Origin of the sequence: Rhizobium album (assembly GCF_003122325.1) — a bacterium.
Classification (GTDB): Bacteria; Pseudomonadota; Alphaproteobacteria; order Rhizobiales; family Rhizobiaceae; genus Metarhizobium; species Metarhizobium album.
The window spans coordinates 48,390-67,854 of the sequence record NZ_QFBC01000022.1 but is presented as its reverse complement, the minus strand read 5'-3'; the positions used below and the strand labels follow the sequence as shown (position 1 = coordinate 67,854).

General features: G+C 61.7%; 18 protein-coding genes. 5 read left to right on the top strand and 13 right to left on the bottom strand.

All coding sequences use genetic code 11. From position 1 onward, the window contains the following. Positions 1-13: 13 nt before the first annotated feature. Entirely contained in the window at positions 14-1,117 is a 1,104-nt protein-coding gene (gene ychF / locus DEM27_RS30000) for a redox-regulated ATPase YchF (protein ID WP_109461947.1), read from the bottom strand. 66 nt (positions 1,118-1,183) lie between these two features. On the opposite strand from ychF, the gene DEM27_RS33735 reads away from it, so the two are divergent. Together DEM27_RS33735 and clpS are read left to right on the top strand one after the other, a co-directional pair. Further along, a complete protein-coding gene (locus DEM27_RS33735) occupies positions 1,184-1,450 on the top strand; it encodes an AbrB/MazE/SpoVT family DNA-binding domain-containing protein (protein ID WP_128755596.1) in 267 nt (88 codons plus the stop codon). 65 nt (positions 1,451-1,515) lie between these two features. Beyond that, positions 1,516-1,827, top strand: coding sequence for an ATP-dependent Clp protease adapter ClpS (clpS, locus tag DEM27_RS29995; protein WP_109461927.1), 312 nt, complete (start codon positions 1,516-1,518; stop codon positions 1,825-1,827). A 1-nt stretch (position 1,828) separates the two neighbouring features. Here the strand turns inward: clpS and prmB are convergent, their stop codons facing one another. The 5 genes from prmB to DEM27_RS29970 form a co-directional block, all read right to left on the bottom strand. Beyond that, positions 1,829-2,773 (bottom strand): 50S ribosomal protein L3 N(5)-glutamine methyltransferase, encoded by a 945-nt coding sequence (prmB, locus tag DEM27_RS29990; protein WP_109461926.1) that lies wholly within the window; start codon positions 2,771-2,773, stop codon positions 1,829-1,831. A 40-nt stretch (positions 2,774-2,813) separates the two neighbouring features. Continuing rightward, complete coding sequence (gene pth / locus DEM27_RS29985) at positions 2,814-3,542, bottom strand: aminoacyl-tRNA hydrolase (protein ID WP_109461925.1); 729 nt, start codon at positions 3,540-3,542, stop codon at positions 2,814-2,816. A gap of 186 nt (positions 3,543-3,728) precedes the next feature. Then, positions 3,729-4,445, bottom strand: coding sequence for a substrate-binding periplasmic protein (locus tag DEM27_RS29980; RefSeq protein ID WP_109461924.1), 717 nt, complete (start codon positions 4,443-4,445; stop codon positions 3,729-3,731). Between the two features lie 43 nt (positions 4,446-4,488). Next, positions 4,489-6,876, bottom strand: coding sequence for a bifunctional diguanylate cyclase/phosphodiesterase (locus tag DEM27_RS29975; protein ID WP_109461923.1), 2,388 nt, complete (start codon positions 6,874-6,876; stop codon positions 4,489-4,491). 251 nt (positions 6,877-7,127) lie between these two features. Next, on the bottom strand, positions 7,128-7,727 hold the full coding sequence (locus DEM27_RS29970) for a 50S ribosomal protein L25/general stress protein Ctc (protein WP_109461922.1): 600 nt from the start codon (positions 7,725-7,727) through the stop codon (positions 7,128-7,130). Between the two features lie 290 nt (positions 7,728-8,017). Between DEM27_RS29970 and DEM27_RS29965 the strand changes: the two genes are divergently transcribed. Both DEM27_RS29965 and DEM27_RS29960 read left to right on the top strand, forming a co-directional pair. Continuing rightward, positions 8,018-10,153 (top strand): putative bifunctional diguanylate cyclase/phosphodiesterase, encoded by a 2,136-nt coding sequence (locus DEM27_RS29965; RefSeq protein WP_109461946.1) that lies wholly within the window; start codon positions 8,018-8,020, stop codon positions 10,151-10,153. A gap of 87 nt (positions 10,154-10,240) precedes the next feature. Next, on the top strand, positions 10,241-11,698 hold the full coding sequence (locus DEM27_RS29960) for a hypothetical protein (RefSeq protein ID WP_109461921.1): 1,458 nt from the start codon (positions 10,241-10,243) through the stop codon (positions 11,696-11,698). Between the two features lie 33 nt (positions 11,699-11,731). On the opposite strand, the gene DEM27_RS29955 is transcribed toward DEM27_RS29960, so the two are convergent. The 7 genes from DEM27_RS29955 to lgt form a co-directional block, all read right to left on the bottom strand. Next, the gene (locus tag DEM27_RS29955) at positions 11,732-12,628 is read right to left on the bottom strand and encodes a hypothetical protein (protein WP_109461920.1); all 897 of its coding nucleotides are present in this window, start codon (positions 12,626-12,628) and stop codon (positions 11,732-11,734) included. Positions 12,629-12,853: 225 nt separating this feature from the next. After that, complete coding sequence (locus tag DEM27_RS29950) at positions 12,854-13,786, bottom strand: ribose-phosphate pyrophosphokinase (RefSeq protein WP_109461919.1); 933 nt, start codon at positions 13,784-13,786, stop codon at positions 12,854-12,856. A 126-nt stretch (positions 13,787-13,912) separates the two neighbouring features. Then, positions 13,913-14,635 carry a hypothetical protein gene (locus tag DEM27_RS29945; protein WP_109461918.1) on the bottom strand — a complete coding sequence of 241 codons (723 nt, stop codon included), beginning with the start codon at positions 14,633-14,635 and terminating at the stop codon, positions 13,913-13,915. A gap of 105 nt (positions 14,636-14,740) precedes the next feature. Next, positions 14,741-15,892 (bottom strand): M24 family metallopeptidase, encoded by a 1,152-nt coding sequence (locus tag DEM27_RS29940; RefSeq protein WP_109461917.1) that lies wholly within the window; start codon positions 15,890-15,892, stop codon positions 14,741-14,743. A gap of 1 nt (position 15,893) precedes the next feature. Beyond that, a complete protein-coding gene (pgeF, locus tag DEM27_RS29935) occupies positions 15,894-16,682 on the bottom strand; it encodes a peptidoglycan editing factor PgeF (protein WP_109461916.1) in 789 nt (262 codons plus the stop codon). Between the two features lie 126 nt (positions 16,683-16,808). Next, positions 16,809-17,909 (bottom strand): class I SAM-dependent methyltransferase, encoded by a 1,101-nt coding sequence (locus tag DEM27_RS29930; protein WP_109461915.1) that lies wholly within the window; start codon positions 17,907-17,909, stop codon positions 16,809-16,811. 13 nt (positions 17,910-17,922) lie between these two features. Further along, positions 17,923-18,753, bottom strand: a complete 831-nt coding sequence (gene lgt, locus DEM27_RS29925) for a prolipoprotein diacylglyceryl transferase (RefSeq protein WP_165823683.1) — start codon at positions 18,751-18,753, stop codon at positions 17,923-17,925. A 200-nt stretch (positions 18,754-18,953) separates the two neighbouring features. Between lgt and DEM27_RS29920 the strand changes: the two genes are divergently transcribed. Beyond that, the gene (locus tag DEM27_RS29920) at positions 18,954-19,214 is read left to right on the top strand and encodes an accessory factor UbiK family protein (protein ID WP_109461914.1); all 261 of its coding nucleotides are present in this window, start codon (positions 18,954-18,956) and stop codon (positions 19,212-19,214) included. Positions 19,215-19,465 lie beyond the last annotated feature (251 nt).

Sequence of the window (19,465 nt, the reverse complement as noted above, 5' to 3'; positions counted from 1 at the left end):
ACGGAAACCGTGATCAGGTGTTGAAGCGGAAGTGGATGACGTCGCCGTCATGGACGACGTATTCCTTGCCTTCGTCGCGGCCCTTGCCTGCTTCCTTGGCGCCGACTTCACCCTTGAAATTGATGTAGTCGTCAAAAGAGATGGTGAAGGCGCGGATGAAGCCGCGTTCGAAATCCGTGTGGATGACGCCGGCGGCGGCCGGTGCCTTGGTGCCGCGAACGATGGTCCAGGCGCGGGTTTCCTTCGGGCCGACGGTGAAATAGGTGATCAGGTCGAGCAGGTGGTAACCGGCGCGGATCAGGCGGTCGAGGCCTGCTTCCTCAAGGCCGAGCGCGCCCAGAAACTCCTTGGCTTCCTCTTCCGGCAGCTGGGCGACCTCGGCTTCGATGGCGGCCGAGATGATGACGCATTCGGCGCCCTGGGCCGCGGCCATTTCGGCAACCGCCTTCGTGTGCGCATTGCCTTCCACGGCATCGCCTTCGGCGACGTTGCAGACATAGAGCACCGGGTGCGAGGTCAAAAGGTTCAGGCCCTTGAGGATCTCGATTTCGTCGGCGGCAAGCGTCTTGAGCAGCAGGCGGGCCGGCTTGCCCTCGTTCAGGAGCTTGATCACGGCTTCCATGACCGGAAGCTGCGCGACGGACTCCTTGTCCTTGCCGGTGGCGCGCTTGCGGGTCTGCTCGACGCGGCGCTCCAGGCTTTCGAGGTCGGCGAGCATCAGCTCGGTCTCGATCGTGTCGGCATCGCCGACCGGATTGATCTTGCCTTCGACATGGGTGATGTCGTCGTCCTCGAAGCAGCGCAACACATGCACGACGGCATCGACTTCGCGGATGTTGGCGAGGAACTTGTTGCCGAGGCCTTCACCCTTCGACGCGCCGCGCACCAGGCCGGCGATATCGACGAAGGAGATGCGCGTCGGGATGATTTCCTTGGAGCCGGCAATCGCCGCCAGCTTCTGCATGCGCGGGTCCGGCACGGCGACTTCGCCTGTGTTCGGCTCGATGGTGCAGAAGGGATAGTTGGCTGCCTGCGCGGCGGCCGTCTTGGTGAGAGCGTTGAAGAGGGTCGACTTGCCGACATTCGGCAGGCCGACGATACCGCATTTGAAGCCCATGGCCTGAAACCTGTTCGATAAAATTTCGTTGTTGAGCCTTTTGCGGAAAGGGCCGGGCAAGGTCAAGTGGCCCGGGGCGAAAGACGAGGTTTGAAATGCGCCGGCGATGGAAAGTCGGAGCAATATGTTCTATTTTCAGGTTCGAAAGGACCGACCCTGATTTCGTTGAAGATCACGGCCAGGGGACAGGTGACCTTGAAAAAGGAGGTGTTGCGGCATCTGGGCGTCAAGCCCGGTGACACCGTCGATGTGGATCTGTTGCCGAACGGCCGCATTCAGATCGCCGCCGCGCCGTTGCAGCAGAAGACCGGCCTTGTCTTGAAGCCGACTTGATTGCCGTGCAATAATGCCACCGTTGGCATCACGCCCTGTTCCGGTCATCAGAAGGTGGATATGCGATGGCTGACGACGACATCACCCTCAAGCCGAAAACCAGGACGAAGCCGAAGGTCGAGCGCCCGAGGCTCTACAAGATCATCCTGCTGAACGACGATTTCACGCCGCGCGAATTCGTCACTATGGTGCTGAAGGCGGTGTTCCGCATGAGCGAGGAAGCCGGCCACCGGGTGATGATGACGGCGCACCGGTTCGGCTCCAGCGTGGTGATGGTCTGCCCGCGCGATATCGCCGAGACCAGGGCCAAGGAGGCGACCGATCTCGGCAAGGCAGCCGGCTTCCCGCTGATGTTCACCACCGAGCCGGAAGAATAACCTACTTCTTCTTCTTGGCCTGCACGCCCAGCGACCGGGCGCTGACCCAGAACACTGCGTCCTGCGATTCCGTGGTTTCCAGCCACAGGAAGTCGAGATCGGGGAACTCGTCTTCGAGGATCTCCCGGCCGGCGCCGATTTCGCACAGCATGCCGCCTTCGGGGTTGAGGTGCTTCGGGGCCTCGACCAGCAGGCGGCGGACGATATCCAGCCCGTCCTCGCCGCCGTCGAAGGCCATGGCCGGTTCGGCGCGGTATTCATCGGTGAACGCCGCGATGGACTCGTGGTCGACATAGGGCGGATTGGTGATGATGATATCGTATTTGCGGTTGCGGATCGGCGCGAAGAGGTTGCCGTGATGCAGGCTGACACGGTCTTCCAGATCGTGCTCGGCAACGTTCAACCTGGCGACGTCGAGCGCATCGGGCGAAAGATCGACGGCATCGACGGCGGCATTCGGGAAGAATTTTGCCGCCAGGATGGCAAGACAGCCGGAGCCGGTGCAGATGTCGATGGCGCTTTCGACGCTGAGCGGATCCGGCAGATAGGCGGAGTCGTCCTCGCCGAGATATTCGGCAAACAGGATTTCGCCGATATGCGACCGCGGCACGATCACCCGCTCGTCGACATGGAAGCGCAGGCCCTGGATGTAGGAGCGGCCGGTGAGATAGGCGGAGGGTTTTCTGGTGGCGACGCGCGCCTCGATGCGTTCGGCCAGCAGCCGTCGCTCCGCGGGCATCAGCCGGGCGTCGAGGAAGGGGTCGAGCGTGTCGATCGGCAGGTCGAGGCTGTCGAGGATCAGGAAGGCGGCGTCGTCGCCGGCGGTTGTCGTTCCGTGGCCAAAACTCAGGCCTTCGGCGTTGAAGCGGGAAATGGCATAACGCCAGTAGTCGCGAAGCGTCACCAGCTCTCCGGCGATGCCGTCGATATCGATTGCCTTGTCCATCGGTTCCGATCCTTTTTCCTGCTGCTGTGCACGCCGCCGGTCATTCGCCCTTGTTGAACATTCTCTTCAGCATCTCGGCCATCGGCCCGGTTGCCGGCAGCGGTTTCTGCTGGCCGTGCTGGCGGGCCTGGTGGATGTGCGATTGTGCTGCCGGCTTCTTCTCCCTGGCCGGCTTGGCGGAGGACTTGTCGTCGTCGGCCTTGCCGCCGGTCGCAAGCGCCAGCTTGTTCATGAATTGCGAATCCTCGCCCTTGGCCAGCATGGCGGCATTGTCGGCGATGGCGTCGAGCAGGGGATCGAGCCAGACGGTGTCCGCCTTGGCGAAATCGCCGAGCACATGGCCGATGACCGCTTCCTTGGCGCCGGGATGGCCGATGCCGAGGCGCAGGCGGCGATATTCCCTGCCGCAATGGGCGTCGAGCGACTTGATGCCGTTATGGCCGCCATGGCCGCCGCCGGTCTTGATGCGGGCCTTGCCGGCAACCAGGTCGAGCTCGTCGTAGACCGCCACGATGTCCTTCGGTTCCAGCTTGTAGAAACGCATCGCCTCGCCGACGGACTCGCCGGAAACGTTCATGAAGGTTTGCGGCTTGATCAGCAGCACCTTCTCGCCGCCCAGCTCGCCTTCGGAAATCTCGCCCTTGAATTTTTTCGACCAGGGCGAAAACGAATGGCGGCGCTGGATGGCGTCGACGGCCATGAAACCGATGTTGTGGCGATTGTCGGCATATTTGGCGCCGGGATTGCCAAGACCCGCGATGATGAGCATGACCGGTTGATCCTTGCGAAAGCATTGCCCGTTCCACCACCGCGAAACGGGCTGGATGTCAACCGGATTCTCGCCGGTCAGGCGGCGAAAGCGTGTCGCGCTCTTTCAGATTCGCTCTCAGCGCTTTCGCTCTTTATTTTGCATGTCGTTTTCGCAAAATCGCTGCCTACTTTTGCGCGGCATGCTCTATCGACTGGGCTGCATGCCGTATTTGATGAAGATCTTGTCCTGCCGTCCGTCGGCGATCAGCATGTCCAGCGCCTTCTGCATCTTGTCGATCGTCGCGTCGTCGACATCCTTGTGACAGGCAATGCCGAGCTTCTGCTCGGAAAACACCATCACTTCCTCGATCGGCGTGCCCTGCTTGCGCAGCTCGGTATAGACGTTCTGCGACATCGGCATCAGTTCGATGCGTTCGCTCAGCAGCTTCTTCAGGGTCAGGCTGAAATCTGCGGCGAGATCGACCTTGGCAAACCCCTTTTCCTTCAGGAGATCGGCGGTGTAATCGCCCCGCTGGGTGCCGATCGTGTATTGCCTGGCATCTTCCAGGTTCGTCACCTTGATGTCGGCGCCCTGCCGCGAGACCAGAATGTTACGGTCGATCAGAAGCGGCTCGACCCATTTGAACAACCCGTCGCGCTCCGCGATATGGGCGGCGGCAAAAACACAGTGCCGGGATTGCGTCTGGGCCGTGGCATAGGCGCGGGCCCAGGGCATCATTTCCATGTCGTATTGCAGGCCGGCATCCTTCATCATTGCCTGGATCTGTTCGACGCCGATGCCGAAATACCGATCACCCTGCCTGTAGCTGTAGGGCGGGTATTCCTCCGTCGTAAACGAAATCTCTGCAGCCTGCGCTTCCGACGCAAGGCAAAGCAGTGCCGTCAAGACCATATGTCTCATTGTCGCGTCCTCTCATCAGCCCATTGCGATGCCTAAAAGAGTGTCACGCCGCTCCCATCGCCACATATTGCAGAGGTTCTTCGGCGATCGTTTCCAGAAGCCGATGCACGGCTTGCGGCCGGGCGAAGAAGTAACCCTGACCGCAATCGACGCCCATCTGTTTCAGAAGCATCCATTGATCGTGCGTCTCGACGCCCTCGGCGATGACGGTGCATCCCATCTTGTGGGAAATCGTCGTGATGCCTTCCACCAGCATGCGGCTCTTCTGACGCACATCCGGATCGGGGTCGGTGACGGACCTGACGAAGGATTGATCGATCTTGACGAGATCGACCGGGAAGCGGTTGAGATAGCTCAGCGACGAATAACCGGTCCCGAAATCGTCGAGCGCGATGCGACAGCCGAACTGGCTGATCTCATCCAGGATGCGACGGATCTCGGGATTGTCGTGCATCAGCACCGCCTCGGTGATCTCGATGACGATGCGGCTGGGCTTGATGTCGTGGCGGGCCAGCAGCGCGGTGATGCGCGCGGGCAGGGCCGGCTCGAACTGCAGCGGCGAAAAATTGACCGCGAGGTAGCAATCCTCTAGGCCGGCCGTCCGGCTGACCATCGCAAGATGGCTTATGGCGCGTTCAAGGATGACGTTGCCGAGACGGGAGATCGAGCCGGTTTCTTCCGCGACGTTGATGATTTCGCCCGGCGGCAATATGCCCTTCTGCGGATGCACCATGCGCATCAGCGCCTCGAAACCGGTGATGCGCTGCCGGTTGAGGTCGATGATCGGCTGGAAATAGGCGTCGAACCAGTTCTGCGCCAGGCCTTCCTCGATATACGCTTCGATTTCGGCGCGGATGCGGGCCTTGTCCATCATCGAATTGTCGAACATCAGCGCGCCGTTCTTGCCGTCGTGCTTCTTGGCATACATGGCCATGTCGGATTTCTGCAGCAAGTTGGCTGCCGACGTCGCATGCTCGGGATAAAGCGCGATGCCGATGGAGGCGCTCAACCGCGTCTCCGTGCCTTCGACCGTAAAGGGGGCTTCGAAGATCGCGCACAGGTTGGCGGCGACATCGAGTGCCACGTCCTCGGCGCGGTCGGACAGGAGGACGATGGCGAATTCGTCGCCGCCGAGGCGGGCCGCGCTGTCATTGTGTTGCAGCAAGGGGGCGATCTTGTCGGCAACCTGGCACAGAACGGCATCGCCGGCGGCATGGCCGAGATGGTCGTTGATCCATTTGAACCGGTCGAGATCGATGAAGAGGAAGGCCAGTTGCTGTTGACTCGCATCGGCTTCGCGGATCTTTTCCGCCAGCGCCGCCTCCAGTCCCTGGCGGTTCATCAATCCTGTCAGGTGATCGGTGATGGCCTGGCGGTGATTGCGATCCTCGGCGTTCTTCAGCTCGGTGACGTCGGTCATGACGCTCAGCGACAGGTGTTCGCTGTTCTCGCCGTCCGTTGCCGCCCTTTCGGACTCGACGATCAGCACGTCCATCAGATGCCCGTCGGCACAGATGAACTTCACCGTGACGTCGAGGGTGCGTTTTTCGCCCTTGCCCTCCTGCTTGCGGGCGCGGTACTTGCCGCGGCTGCCGGGATGGACCTTGTCCTCGAAACGCTGGCCGATGATGTCGTGGCGCTCGTAGCCGGTGGCCACCAGCCAGTAGTTGCTCACTGCGGTGATCCGATCCTCGGGATCGAGCGAGAAGAGCATGGCAGGGGTCAGATTGTAGATATCGGTGGCGCGCTTGTGCGCCAGCTTCAGTTCGCGCTCCTCGCGCTCCAGCGTGCTCTGCATCTCGTTGAAGCTTGCCGCCAGCATGCCCATCTCGTCGTTGGACTGCCAGTCGACGTGGTGGCGCGAGCCGAGCCGCCGCGTCGCCTGGATGGCGTCGGACAGCCTGAGCAGCGGCGTGATGACGATCAGCCGGTTGCCGATGATCGCGGCGCCGAAAACGGCGATGACGGCAAAGATGAAGATCGAGATGAAGCCGACCTCGATCTGCTTGAGCGAGGAAAACACGCCGAATTCCTCGAAATAGACGGTGACGATGCCGACGTTCTTGCGGCCGGTCGGCGTTTCGTAGGTGATCTCGCGGCTGATCGATTCCGTATGCGGAGAAGCGAAGGTCGAAAAGGTCGGGCGGGTGATGTTCAGGCTGCCGGAGATATCGCGGACACTGACCGCCATCACCGTCGGATCCGCCAGGATGGTGGCGATGATCTGGGAAACGCTTTCCTGGTCGAGTTCCCAGAGCGGCTTGCCAAGGGCTTGCTGGTTGACCGTCAGCAGGATCGAAACGTGGTCGCGCTGGTCCTTGACCGCTCTTTCGGACGACAGCACGAGGAACAATACGAAGAGGGGCGCCACGAACAACAGGAGCGCTGCACACACGATCGCCAAAAACCGGCTTTCGACGGAGTGCCGCATCACTCCGGTCTCCGCCTCATATTCCCGACGGCCGATTCCCCCACCCGTCCCACTCCTATGTTTTTATGAAAGCAGCAAATCGTTCCATAAAAGTCTTAAAGGTTGCTGAAGTCGGCAAAACAGCCGACCTTATTCTTGACGGCTTGCTAAAAGCATCTTGGCAGCATTGTTGAAAATTTTAAATAAAAAAATCCCGTCTCCGGAAGGAAACGGGATTTCATATCTATATTCCACAATCTCGAAAACGAGATTTATGCTTCTGCTGCGGACTCGTCTACGCCACCAGCCGGAGCAACGATCGTGGCGATCGTGAAGTCGCGGTCGGCGATAACAGGAGTAGAGCCGGCCGGCAGCGACACATGCGAGATGTGGATGCTGTCACCGATCTTCGCGCCCGTCAGGTCGACGGTCAGGAATTCCGGAATGGCGTTGGCCGGGCAGTGCATTTCGACTTCGTGACGAACGATGTTGAGAACGCCGCCGATCTTGATGCCCGGGGACTTCTCTTCGTTGACGAAGTGGACCGGAACTTCGACGGTGACCTTGCTGCTGGCGGAAACGCGCAGGAAGTCGACGTGCATGGTGAAGTCGCGGACCGGATCGAGCTGGTAGTCCTTCGGCAGGACGCTGATCTTTTCGCCGTTGACGTCGATGGTGGCGACCGTGGTCATGAAACCGCCGGCGTGGATGCGCTTGGTCACTTCGTTGGTGGACAAGGCGATTGCGATGGGGGCCTGCTTGTCACCGTAGATGACAGCGGGGATCAAACCGTTGCGGCGAAGTTCACGGGAGGACCCCTTACCAACCCGTTCGCGCGCCTCGGCCTTGAGCTCGTAAGTTGCGTGGCTCATGGCATTTCCTTTCGAGGTTATTTGGAGAGTTCTGGCCGCGTCTCTCGACAATGCCGGCAGAACCGGAGGTCATTTATAAACGACCTCATCCGCGTTGCCTCCAAGGGTGTCTACGCGGACCCGCGCGCTATAGTATAAACCGTCCGCCATGGCAAGCGTTGCGGCCCGCGCGCGGACCCTTTCCAGCCCAAGGACACGATTAGGCTTCGTTTTACCATCCTTCGAAACGCTTCCAACATCTGTTTTAAATATGAAATGGTGCGAAAAATGCCGCGATGGATACAATGCCCATGCTACAAGTCTTTTCCTGCATCGTCACCGATCACGATCTACGGTACATCGCCGCGGCGGTTGCCGTCTGCGTGCTGGGTTGCATGCTGACGATAAGGCTGTTTTCGCGGGCGCGCCGGACCACCGGCCTGCAGCGCCTGAACTGGCTGTTCCTGACGGGCACGATGGGCGGGGCCACGACCTGGACGACGCATTTTCTCTCCATGCTCGGATATCTTCCGGAGGTGACGTCCTCCTACGATCCATCGGTGACGCTGGTGTCGCTGTTCCTGGCTGTGTCGACGGCGATGATCGGTTTTGGCCTGGCGACCTACGGCCGGCGCAGCATGTTCGTGGAGGCCGGCGGCGGCATCATCGGCCTCGGCATCGCCGCCATGCACTACACCGGCATGTCGGCCTACATGGTGCAGGGTGTCGTCGAATACGACCGCGGTTTTGCCATCGCCTCCATCATTCTCGGGACGCTGTTCGGCGTGCTTGCGACCAACCGCGTGGTTCGTCCCTCGACCCGGTTTTGTCGCTACGGGGCGATTGCGGCGCTGGTTGCGGCGATTGCCTCGACGCATTTCACCGGCATGGCATCATTGAACGTCGTCTTCGACCCGCGGGTGGTGGAGCCGACGGAACTGCTGTCCACCTATTTCATGAGTTTCGGCGTCACCGCGATCACGCTGCTGCTGCTGTCGCTCGGCGCGTCGACCTATGCGATCGACAGCCAGACCAACATGGCCGCCGTGGCGCGTTATCGGCACCTGTCGCTGCATGACCCGCTGACGAACCTGCCCAATCGTGCCGCCTTCAACGAACATCTGGCGACCGTTCTCGAAAACTGCCGGCTGGACGATACCGCCCGCTTCGTCGTGCTCTCCTTCGATCTCGACCGGTTCAAGGAAATCAACGACGTCCATGGCCACAGTGCCGGCGACGCGGTGTTGAGGACGATTGCCGAACGGACCAGCCAGTGCCTGGCAGATGGCGAATTCCTTGCGAGAATGGGCGGCGACGAATTCGTCGCCATCAAGCAGCAGTGCTACAGCCGCACCGAGGCGGCGGCGATGGCGCACCGGCTTCTCGACCAGATCGCCCGCCCCATCGCCTGGAACAACCAGGTCTTTTCGGTCAGCAGCAGCGTCGGCATCGCGACCTATCCTCTGGATGGAAAGACGCTCGACGATCTGATGGCGCAGTCGGACGTTGCCATGTACCGGGCGAAAAACACCGCATCCGGCAGCGTCTGCTTCTATGACGCCTCCATGGACTTTGCTGCGCGCGAGCGCAACGCGCTGGCCATCGAGATGCGCCACGGCATCGAAAAAGGCGAGTTCGAGCTTTTCTACCAGCAGCAGAACGATACGGTCAGCCGCGAGATCATCGGTTTCGAGGTGCTGCTGCGTTGGCGGCATGGCCAGCGCGGAATGATTACGCCGGGCGACTTCATCCCGATCGCCGAATCGACCGGTTTCATCCTCGAGCTTGGCGAATGGGTGCTGCGCATGGCATGCATCGAGGCTGCCGGCTGGAAAAATCCGTTGAAGATCGCCGTCAACGTCGCGGCCCAGCAGATCGCCGATCCGCGCTTCCCCGCGATGGTGCATCAGATTCTCATCGACAGCGGCCTTGCCCCGAGCCGGCTTGAACTGGAGATCACCGAAAGCGGCATCGTTGCCGACCAGCAGCGGGCGCTGCACGCCATCCGGCAATTAAAGACTCTCGGCGTCAAGATCGCCATGGACGACTATGGCACCGGTTATTCGTCGCTGTCGACTCTGCAGAGTTTCCCCTTCGACAAGATCAAGATCGACCGGGCCTTCGTCGATGGCGTCGAAACCAACCGCCAGTCGGCGGCGATCATTCGCTCGACGCTGATCCTGGCGGCCAGCCTCGACATTCCCGTGCTGGCGGAAGGGGTCGAGACCGAGCAGCACATCGATTTCCTGCGGAACGAAGGCTGCCTTCAGGTGCAGGGCTATCTCTTCGGCCGGCCGACGCCACGGTCCGAGATCGAGCATGTCGTCAACGCGGTGCCGCCTCTCTCCGATACCTCAGCCGAAGCACGGCCGATTGTCGAAGCGAGCCGGGTACCGGCCGACGAAGACGGAAAACATACCCCGTCTCGTTTTGCGGCATCGGCATAAAGCACTGCTTTATTTAAGCTCCTTGGCGTTGACATCGTGGCGCTGGCGATTTCAGTATGCCGGCGACGAGCGACAAGGGAGCCGGAGATGCAACTCAAGACAATCGCTGCCACAGGTTTTGCCGTAACGAGTCTTTTTGTCGTGCCCATGCAGGCGGCCGAGATCGATGCGAAGGGAGCGGCGGAATTGCGCAGCAGCCTGACGCACTATCTTCCGGAAAAACTCGCCAACAGCGATTTTATCACCGTCCAGCCGGCCAGCCGGCGCTACGAGATCGTCGTCGATTTCTCGAAACTGATCGAGGCCGACGCGCCGCCGGATACCACGATCGAAGGCCTGAAGCCGATGTCGATGTTCGCCGAACCGGCGGACGGCGGGCTGTGGACGATCGAAAGCGGTGGCCGCCTGGACGTGAAGGTGCGTGCCAAGGTTGCCGATGTCTTCAACGATTTCCGCTATTCCATCGGCAATTATTCCTATGCCGGTTTGTTCGATCCGGCGATCACCTATTTCCGTAACGGAGAATTCAAGGCGAAGGACCTGAAGCTCAACGTCACGAAGGGAGGCGAGCAGGTCGATGCCACCTTCGGCGACATGGTCTATGTCGTAGACACGGCGGAAGGGGCAGGCGGCACCGCCGACATCAAGGTCAACGGCAGCCTGAACGCCTTTTATGAGAAGGTCGTCACCGCCGGCGCGCCGCCGGTCGAGCTTCATGCCGATTCGCTGGTCTTCGACGCCGGCATCAAGGGCATGCTGATGACGGAATTGCGCGACCTCGTCGTGTTTGTTCTCGACCACGTCAAGAAGGACGAGCTCGCCGCCGACGAGCAGGCCCGCCTCAAGGACCTGATCCGCAAGGCGCTGCCGCTGATGTCCTCGCTCGACGAGACGATTACCCTGAACAATCTTCGGGTTACGACGCCGCAGGGCGACTTTTCGATGAAAAGCCTCGATTACGGCCTGCAGATGACCGGCCTCACCAACGCGACGCGCTTCGGCGTGTCGGTGAAGGCGCGGGAGCCTTCGGTGTCGTCGGCGGCGGTGCCTGCCGCCTTCCTGTCGCTGCTGCCGAAAGAAACCGAGTTTTCCTTCAGCATGCCCGACATGAACCTCGGTGGCTTCCTCAACGCCGCCCTTGATCAGGCCGATCTTTCCCGTGGCGAGGCACTGAGCGAAGAACAGAGTGCGGAACTCGCCAAGATGATTTTCCCCGATGGCAAGGTGACGGTGAATTTCGACCGCGTGGCCGCCAGGTCCGATGCCTACGACGTCGAGATGACCGGCCAGATGAAGACCTATCCGGACGACAGCAAGCGGGTTTCGATGCAGGCGACGATTCTTGCCCGCGACTACGACAAGACGATCGCCTACTTCCAGGAAGCGGCCAAGGCCGAGCCGCAGTTCAACCAGTTTTCCTTCGGCCTGATGATGATCAAGGGTTTTGCCAAGGCTGACCCGGATGGCCGCCAGCGCTGGGATATCGCCGTTGCCGAGGACGGTTCGGTCGAGGTCAACGGGCAGAAGATCAAGGGCGCCGACTGACGGCGCACCGATTGCTCGCAGCCGACAGGCTTCTCAGCCCGCCGCTCGTTCCAGGGCGGCGGATAGCGGCGTGTCGATGCCGGTGATCGCTTCGAAAGCCTCCCCGATGATCGCCAGCTTGATCGCCTGGGCGTTGGCATATTCCTGGCGGAAGCCGCGGGAGACCCACATGATCGATTGTCCGCGGCGGCCGGTCCAGCCGATGCTGCCCATGGCTTCCGCCGAACGCAGCTTGCGCGTCAGATGGGTTCGCGACAGCATCAGGCGGCCGGCAAGGTCGGCGACCGACTGGACGTCGGTCGGAACCTGATCGGCCTCGGGGTCGGTCTCGGAGATACCGGCGATCAGCGAATCCATGACGATGCCGCCATTGTTGAGCCAGGTGAACAGCGAAAATGTGTCTTCCGGCTCGCGCACCGCCTTCGACGACAGAAGCCCGCGGGCGATGCGCGGTTGGACACGGGCCAGCAGCCTTTCAGGATCGGCGCCGAATGCCGCCGTGCGGCCGCCGCCGTCCAGCCGGTCGAGCACGGAAAGGTGGATGGCCAGCCAGCCGCCCACGGCAGCGAGCGTGACCTCCGACGGTTCCAGCGGCCGCATGCGCTTGCCCTTGATGTCGGAGACGTAGCGGATCGCCTTGTAGTGGATCATCCCCTTCATGAAGGAGTCGGCGGTGTTGCGGCTGGCGATGTCATATTCGCGCACCAGTTCCAGGAAACGGGCATTGATCAGCCCGCCGGCGGGATTGGCGGCGGTGCGCTCGAAATAGAGCGACAGGCCGAGATGCGCCAGCAGCCAGCGCTGCTGCGTCGAAAAGACGGATGCATGGCGGGCATTTTGTGCGGCCATGCCGAGCAGCATTCGGGATTGCTCTCGAATGCATTCGTAAAAACGCGGATGGGTGACGAGTTCGAGTGCCGTCAAAGCCATTGGATACCGATGTGTCTGGTTACGCGTCCCCGGCGCATGTTCACTTTTTCGTCGAATAGTGAAAATGCTCTGTTTTTTTATTTTATACGATTTCTCGGCCGAAACTGCTGCACTGCTGCGCGGTTTTGTCAGAAATGGTCAAACTTATAAACAGATCAGTAACCGAAATGACGGCCAGGTCCAGTGCGGTCCGTCACAGGCGGTTTCGAGCCGCCTGTCGTTGCGTCAGTCAAATAGGCTTGAGACCGACGCTTCGTGGCTCGTGCGATTGATCGCCTCGCCGAGCAATTGGGCCGTGGAGATCACCCGGATATTGTGCGCCGACTGCACGGCCGTGGTCGGCTGGATGGAATCGGTCGTCACGAGTTCGCGCAGCTTTGAGGAGGCGATACGGGTCACCGCCCCGCCCGACAGAACGCCATGGGTGATATAGGCCGTGACGCTGGTAGCGCCATTCTTGAGCAGGGCTTCGGCAGCATTGCAAAGCGTGCCGCCGGAATCGACGATATCGTCGATCAGGATGCAATCCTTGCCGCTGACGTCGCCGATGACGTTCATGACTTCGGATTCGCCCGGCCGGTCGCGACGCTTGTCGACGATGGCGAGCAGACAGTCGAGACGCTTGGCGAGCGCGCGGGCGCGGACCACGCCGCCGACGTCCGGCGACACGACCATGACGTTCTTGAGTTCGTAGTTTTCCTTGATGTCGCGCGTCAGGATCGGCACGGCATACAGGTTATCGGTCGGGATGTCGAAGAAACCCTGGATCTGGCCGGCGTGAAGATCGAGCGTCAGCACGCGGTCGGCGCCGGCTTCGGTGATCAGGTTGGCGACCAGCTTGGCGGAGATCGGCGTACGCGGGCCGGGCTTGCGGTCCTGGCGGGCATAACCGAAGTAGGGAATGACGGCCGTGATGCGCCGGGCCGAGGAGCGGCGGAACGCGTCGATCATGATCAACAGTTCCATCAGGTGGTCGTTTGTGGGGAACGACGTCGACTGGACGAGAAAAACGTCCTCGCCGCGCACGTTCTCCTGGATCTCCACAAAGATTTCCTGGTCGGCGAACCGCCTGACACTGGCCTTTCCTAAGGGAACGTTCAGATATTTGCAGATCGCTTCGGCCAGATGCCGGTTCGAATTGCCTGCGAAAACCTTCATTGTGGCCGTCCGTTGGTCCCATGCTGATGGGGGGCTTATTAACGCCCCTGATCGCGAATGCAAGTGCCTTGGAGCGCTCGCGCTTTTTTTCTTCTAAAAACTATGTGACAATTTTTAAACACCGCGTCAGCCGGCGCGCGCATCGCGCCAGCGCAGGTACTCCTCGATGGTCGCGCGGGCGATCGATTGCATGGCGGAAGCCGGCACCTGCGCCCACGGCTCCGCGCCCGTTCCCTCGACCTTCTGCTGGCCCTGGATGCGATGCAGGCGGCTGCCGTTGGCGTCGAGCACATCCCAGACGTAGACGATCGTGGTCTGTGTGTCGTCGGCGAAAGCGGAGAAATATCCCTTGAGAATATGGTCGCTGCTCGTATCCGACGAACTCTTGATGGTCAGTCCGTGCGAACGCGCCTCCGCGCCCAGTTGCCGCGACAGCGGTGTGACGGCCTGCACCGGCGCCCCGATGATCGGCAGGAAGCGGATGGTGCCGGTCGATGTCTCCGGCGTGGCGAGCGCCGTGGTGCGGTTTTCCGTCGTTTCCTGCCGCTGGACGTTGCCGGACTGGTTGCCGCTCTCAAGCGCGTCGGCCTGGGCCTGCAGCGTGTTCTGCGGGCGAAAACCGGTCTGCCGGTTGTTGTCCGTCCGCCGGTCCGTCTCGAAGGATTGCTGCGTGTCGCCGGCGCTGTCGTTGTTTGCCAGGCTTTCGGCTTCCGCCTGCGTCACCGGCGTCGATTGGGTCGTCGCATTCGGGATGTCGACTTGCGGCGTCAGGGCGTCGGTCGTGCTGCAGGAAGACAGACAAAACAGCAAAAGTGCGCCGGCAACGGAGACGGTTTTGACGGTGTGCACGCAACTCCACCCTTTCACCAGTTTTCATACTCCCCGGGAATTTATGGGTGCGGACCGCCGCACCTGTCAATCTCTCGATTTTTATTCAAACGATTCACAAATCGGTCAGCGATTGAGGAAGTCCAGGGAATGTCGCGATAGCGCCCGCGGCGCCTCGGCGGTCGTCAAGTAGGTCTGGCCGAGCGTCATCGCCGCGCCCGTATCGGAATCCATGATGATCATGTGCACGAACAGCGACATGTCGGGCAGGATTTCTTCGGTATTGCCGGCATGGAACATCTGGTGCTCCATCCACGACGGCGAGAAGCGGGCGCCGAGCGAATAACCGCAGGCGTTCAGCCGGTGGCGGGTGAGGCCGCGCTCGTCCATGATCCTGGCATGGGTATCGAAAACGTCGCCGAACGTATGGCCGGGGCGCAGCACGGTTTCGATCGCCCTGATGGTTTCGAGGCAGGCGCTGTAAAGCTCCTGGTGGCGGTGGGTTGCCTCGCCGATGATCACGGTGCGCATCATGGCTGCATGATAATGGGCGCTGGCGCCAGCCCATTCGAGCGTCAACTGGTCGGTGGCGTCGAGCTTGCGGCGGCCGGCCTTGTAGCGGCAGAGCAGCGCGTCGGCGCCGGAGCCGATGATGAATTCGTTGGCGGGATAGTCGCCGCCGCCGGCAAAGACGGCGCCCTGCATGGCGGCCAGGATATCGGCTTCGTCGGCACCGGGCGCGATCAGCGCCAGCGCGGCATCGAGCGCGTCGTCGGCCAGTGCGGCAGCGCGTTCGACATAGGCGATCTCCGCCGGGCTCTTGATCAGCCGCAACCGGCTGACGAGGTAGGAGGCATCGACGATCTGGCCGAAGCTCATCAGCTGGTTGTCGATCAGGCGGGCGACGCGGCCGGTCATGCCGTGCGTGTCGTATTCGATGCCGATGCGGGCGCCGAGCAGGTCCATTTCCGACAGGAGGTTCTTGAGATCCATCGTCGGATCGGCGTTGAGGCGGTCGACCCAGACGACGATGTTGTCGATCGTCGAGGTATGGCGGGCCTGGCGCAGGTCGGCGGAGCGGGTGATCAGCACCATGCTGCCGTCCGCCTTGACCACCAGCGACTGGAAGAAACAGTAGCCGAAGGTGTCGTAGCCGGTCAGCCAGTACATGCTTTCCTGGGCGAAAAGCAGCACGGCGTCGAGCTTTTCTTCCCGCATTTTTTCGGTGAGGCGCTCCAGGCGGGCGGTGTATTCGGCGCGTTCGAAGTGCAGTGCCATTTCAAGCCTCCAGAATTGTGATTGCGGAGATCTGCCGGCCGTAATCCGGCTCGGCGGCATGGGTGGTGCGGCGATAGGAGAAGAAGCGTTCCGTATCGGCATAGGTGCAGATGGCGAGGTTTTCCGCCGAGACGCCGGCATCGCGCAGCCGCCTGACGGTCAGCCCCTGCAGGTCGAACATCGCATGGCCGGTTTTTTCCGACGGCGCGAAGAATTCCGCATAATCGGCGTCGCGCTGCACGAAGCGCTCGACGAATTCCGGGCCGACTTCGTAGTTCGCCTGGCTGATCGACGGGCCGAGAACGGCGGTGATCGCCTCGCGTCGGGCGCCGAGCGTTAGCATCGCCTCGACGGTGCTTTCGAGGACGCCGTCGAGCGCGCCCTTCCAGCCGGCATGGGCGGCGCCGATGACACGGTTTTCCGCGTCGGCAAACAGGATGGGGCCGCAATCGGCGGTGAGCACGCCGAGAACGATGCCGGGCGATGCCGTCACCATCGCATCGGCTTTCGGCCGGTCGCCGGCATAGGTGGCGTCGACCACCATGACGTCGGGGGAATGTACCTGGTGGACGGTCGCCAGACGGTCAACCGGCGCATCGAACCAGCGGGCGACGCGGGCACGGTTTTCCTGCACCTTCTGCTGGTCGTCATTGGAGCCCAGCCCGACATTGAGGCCGCGATAAAGGCCTTCGGAAACACCACCCTCACGGGTGAAGAAACCGTGCCGGATATGCCCGGAGCCTGCCAGCCGGTCGCTGACGATCGGCCGTGGCGAAGCCTCATCCTGCATGTCTGCCGCCCTCGTTCTTGCTGGCGCCGTCGGTGATGGACCGGCTCGTTTTCCCTTTCGGAGGAGCGGCAAATCGCATCCCGCGGCGCATTTTGGCCGGACCTTGGCCCAAGGCGGACCGCTCTGTCAATCCACTGCCCGAAAGCGGCCGAGATCGATCGGCGGGCTGGAAACCACGAGAACCTTGAACAATTCGCCCATCCTGCCTTCGCCTTCCCCGGCCAATCGTTCGACGGCGGCGCGGATATCGTGCTGGGTGGCGACGTCCTTGCCGCGGCCGAGCGCCGAGGCGCGTTCCTCCAGCCCGAGGGCGAGCAGGAAGTCGCCCTGGTGCGACAGCCCGTTGACTTGCACGTCGCAGGCAAGCGCCGTCTGCGCCAGGCGGGCGAAATCGACATGGCTTGTCAGGTCGGCCTCGCCGGGATGGGCGAGCGGCGGATCGTATTCGTGCTTGCGAACCGCCTGCAGCGTGTCGCCGAAACCGGAGACCAGATGGCCGTAGTCGATGACGACGGCCGAACCGCCGGAGGCCTTGAGCCGTTCGCAGATGGTGTTCATCACGGCTTCGCGTGCCGGCGCAATCTCGAAGATCGTGCCGTTTTCGGCGCTCGCGGCCGGCGCCGGCAGCAGGGCCGGGTCGATGCCCGCCACGCCGACGGAGAAGGCGAGCGCGTCGTCGCTGTCGAGCCCCACCATGCGCTCCCTGAAGCCCGTCGGCGACTTGACGAACTGGCGGATCGGAATGGCGTCGAAAAGCTCGTTGGCGGCCAGCAGCGTGAAGCCGCCCGGCACCTGGTCGAAGGAATCGTGCCAGACGACCTTTGGCGCATGCGTGGCCAGCGTTTCGCGCTGCACGTCCTTCAGCTTGTCGCTGGTTTCGACCATGTGCACCGTCATCGTGCCGTAGAGGCTGGGAGCGATGCGGGCGATGACGCGCAGCATGTCGGCCATCATCGTGCCGCGGCCCGGGCCGATCTCGACGAACCGGACATGGGCCGGCGTGTCGTGGCGTTGCCAGGTGTGGACCATGAAGACGCCGAGCATTTCGCCGAACAACTGGCTGACCTCCGGCGCGGTGATGAAATCGCCGGCATGGCCGAAGGGGTGGCGCGTCTTGTAGTAGCCGTGTTCCGGGTCCGCGAGGCACAGCGCGAAATAATCGGTCACGCTGATCGGCCCGTTGGTGCGGATGAGTGCCTTGATTTTTTCTCCGAGACGGGTGGTCACGCTGATCTCCGCATCACGTCTTTCGGGCACGCAGCACGGCCCAGATTCCCAACATAAGCATCGGCACGGACAGTATCATGCCCATGGTCAGCCAGTTTCCGGCAAGATAGCCGATCTGGGCATCGGGCTCACGGAAGAACTCGTTGAAGATGCGGGCGACGGCATAAAAGCCGATAAACCAGCCGCTGATGGTTCCCGGGCGTTTCAAGGCCTTGGCGCCGTAAATCAGGGCGGCGAGCAGCAGGAACAGCATGATGCCCTCCAGCGCCGCTTCATAGAGCTGGCTGGGGTGCCGCGCGAAGGGGCCACCGGCCGGAAAGACCACGGCCCACGGCATGTCGGTCAGCCGGCCCCAGAGTTCGCCGTTGATGAAGTTGGCGATCCGGCCGAAAAAGATGCCGATGGGTGCTGCGGCGGCGATGACGTCGAACATGCTCCAGATCGCGATGCCGTTGCGGCGGGAGAAGATGACCATCGCCAGGATCGTCCCGATGAGGCCGCCGTGGAAGGACATGCCGCCGTTCCAGATCTGGATCGCCCGGATCGGTTCGGCGGCCACGGCTGCGAGATCGTAGAAGAGGATGTAGCCGATCCGGCCGCCGAGCACGATGCCGGCCGCCGCCCAGATGAGAAAATCGTCGAGGTGGGCCGGTGTCAGGGCAGGGGTGTCGTTGCGCCAGAGCTGCGGTCTTGCCGTCAGCCGGCGGGCGTAGAGCCAGCCCAGCAGGATGCCGGCGACATAGGCGAGGCCGTACCAGTGAATGGCCAGCGGGCCGAGCTGGAGCGCCACGGGATCGATATCCGGAAAGGGCATGATCGAAAGGAGGTGCGCGACTGTCTGCAAATTCGTAACCCTTTGGCTGGAAGCGGAAAATGGCGTCCTAATCCTGTACGGTCAAGCCGATTCTTGTTCTATCCTCGGACATCGTCCGAACGGAGCGCGGCGATTCTCCTTGCATACGGCGTTTGAAGACCCTACCTCCCTGAAAAGGTGCCGGCGAAGCGAGAGCCCGGTGCTGACTGCAGCAAAAAGGAGCCAGTTTCATGTCCACCGGACCGAACCGCATTCTCGACGAGTTTGCCAAGCTGATGACCGATGCCGCCGGCGCCGCCCAGGGGGTTCGCCGCGAGGTGGAAACGGCCTTCAATGCCCAGATCGAGCGCCTGCTCAACAGCATGGACCTCGTCAAGCGCGAAGAATTCGAAGCCGTCCGCGAAATGGCCGTCAAGGCGCGCGACGAAAACGATGCGCTCAAGGCACGCCTCGATGCGCTGGAAGCACGCCTTTCCGGCGAAGGCCGCTGAGTCCGCTTTCCATTTTCATGCTGCGGCCGGGCATTCGATGCGGGATCCGTCCGGCCCCTTGCTTTTTCCAGCACAAAAACGGCTGATTTTTCCACCCTGTGGACATAGCCAAAAAAGCCAATTTCCAGAGTCGTTTATGGCGCGCTGCTGAATCAGTTTGGCAGCACCTTTCCACACCCATTAAGGCAAAATTTACCACCGGGGGCTGGCGTTGAGACTCCCGCATTATACACTGATTTTAAATGATGATT

Excerpts from the sequence above, each read along its gene's own strand:
- ychF (WP_109461947.1), bottom strand. The coding sequence starts at position 1,117 with ATGGGCTTCAAATGCGGTATCGTCGGCCTGCCGAATGTCGGCAAGTCG.
- clpS (WP_109461927.1), top strand. The coding sequence starts at position 1,516 with ATGGCTGACGACGACATCACCCTCAAGCCGAAAACCAGGACGAAGCCG.
- prmB (WP_109461926.1), bottom strand. The coding sequence starts at position 2,773 with ATGGACAAGGCAATCGATATCGACGGCATCGCCGGAGAGCTGGTGACG.
- pth (WP_109461925.1), bottom strand. The coding sequence starts at position 3,542 with ATGCTCATCATCGCGGGTCTTGGCAATCCCGGCGCCAAATATGCCGAC.
- DEM27_RS29980 (WP_109461924.1), bottom strand. The coding sequence starts at position 4,445 with ATGAGACATATGGTCTTGACGGCACTGCTTTGCCTTGCGTCGGAAGCG.
- DEM27_RS29975 (WP_109461923.1), bottom strand. The coding sequence starts at position 6,876 with ATGCGGCACTCCGTCGAAAGCCGGTTTTTGGCGATCGTGTGTGCAGCG.
- DEM27_RS29970 (WP_109461922.1), bottom strand. The coding sequence starts at position 7,727 with ATGAGCCACGCAACTTACGAGCTCAAGGCCGAGGCGCGCGAACGGGTT.
- DEM27_RS29965 (WP_109461946.1), top strand. The coding sequence starts at position 8,018 with ATGCTACAAGTCTTTTCCTGCATCGTCACCGATCACGATCTACGGTAC.
- DEM27_RS29960 (WP_109461921.1), top strand. The coding sequence starts at position 10,241 with ATGCAACTCAAGACAATCGCTGCCACAGGTTTTGCCGTAACGAGTCTT.
- DEM27_RS29955 (WP_109461920.1), bottom strand. The coding sequence starts at position 12,628 with ATGGCTTTGACGGCACTCGAACTCGTCACCCATCCGCGTTTTTACGAA.
- DEM27_RS29950 (WP_109461919.1), bottom strand. The coding sequence starts at position 13,786 with ATGAAGGTTTTCGCAGGCAATTCGAACCGGCATCTGGCCGAAGCGATC.
- DEM27_RS29940 (WP_109461917.1), bottom strand. The coding sequence starts at position 15,892 with ATGGCACTGCACTTCGAACGCGCCGAATACACCGCCCGCCTGGAGCGC.
- pgeF (WP_109461916.1), bottom strand. The coding sequence starts at position 16,682 with ATGCAGGATGAGGCTTCGCCACGGCCGATCGTCAGCGACCGGCTGGCA.
- DEM27_RS29920 (WP_109461914.1), top strand. The coding sequence starts at position 18,954 with ATGTCCACCGGACCGAACCGCATTCTCGACGAGTTTGCCAAGCTGATG.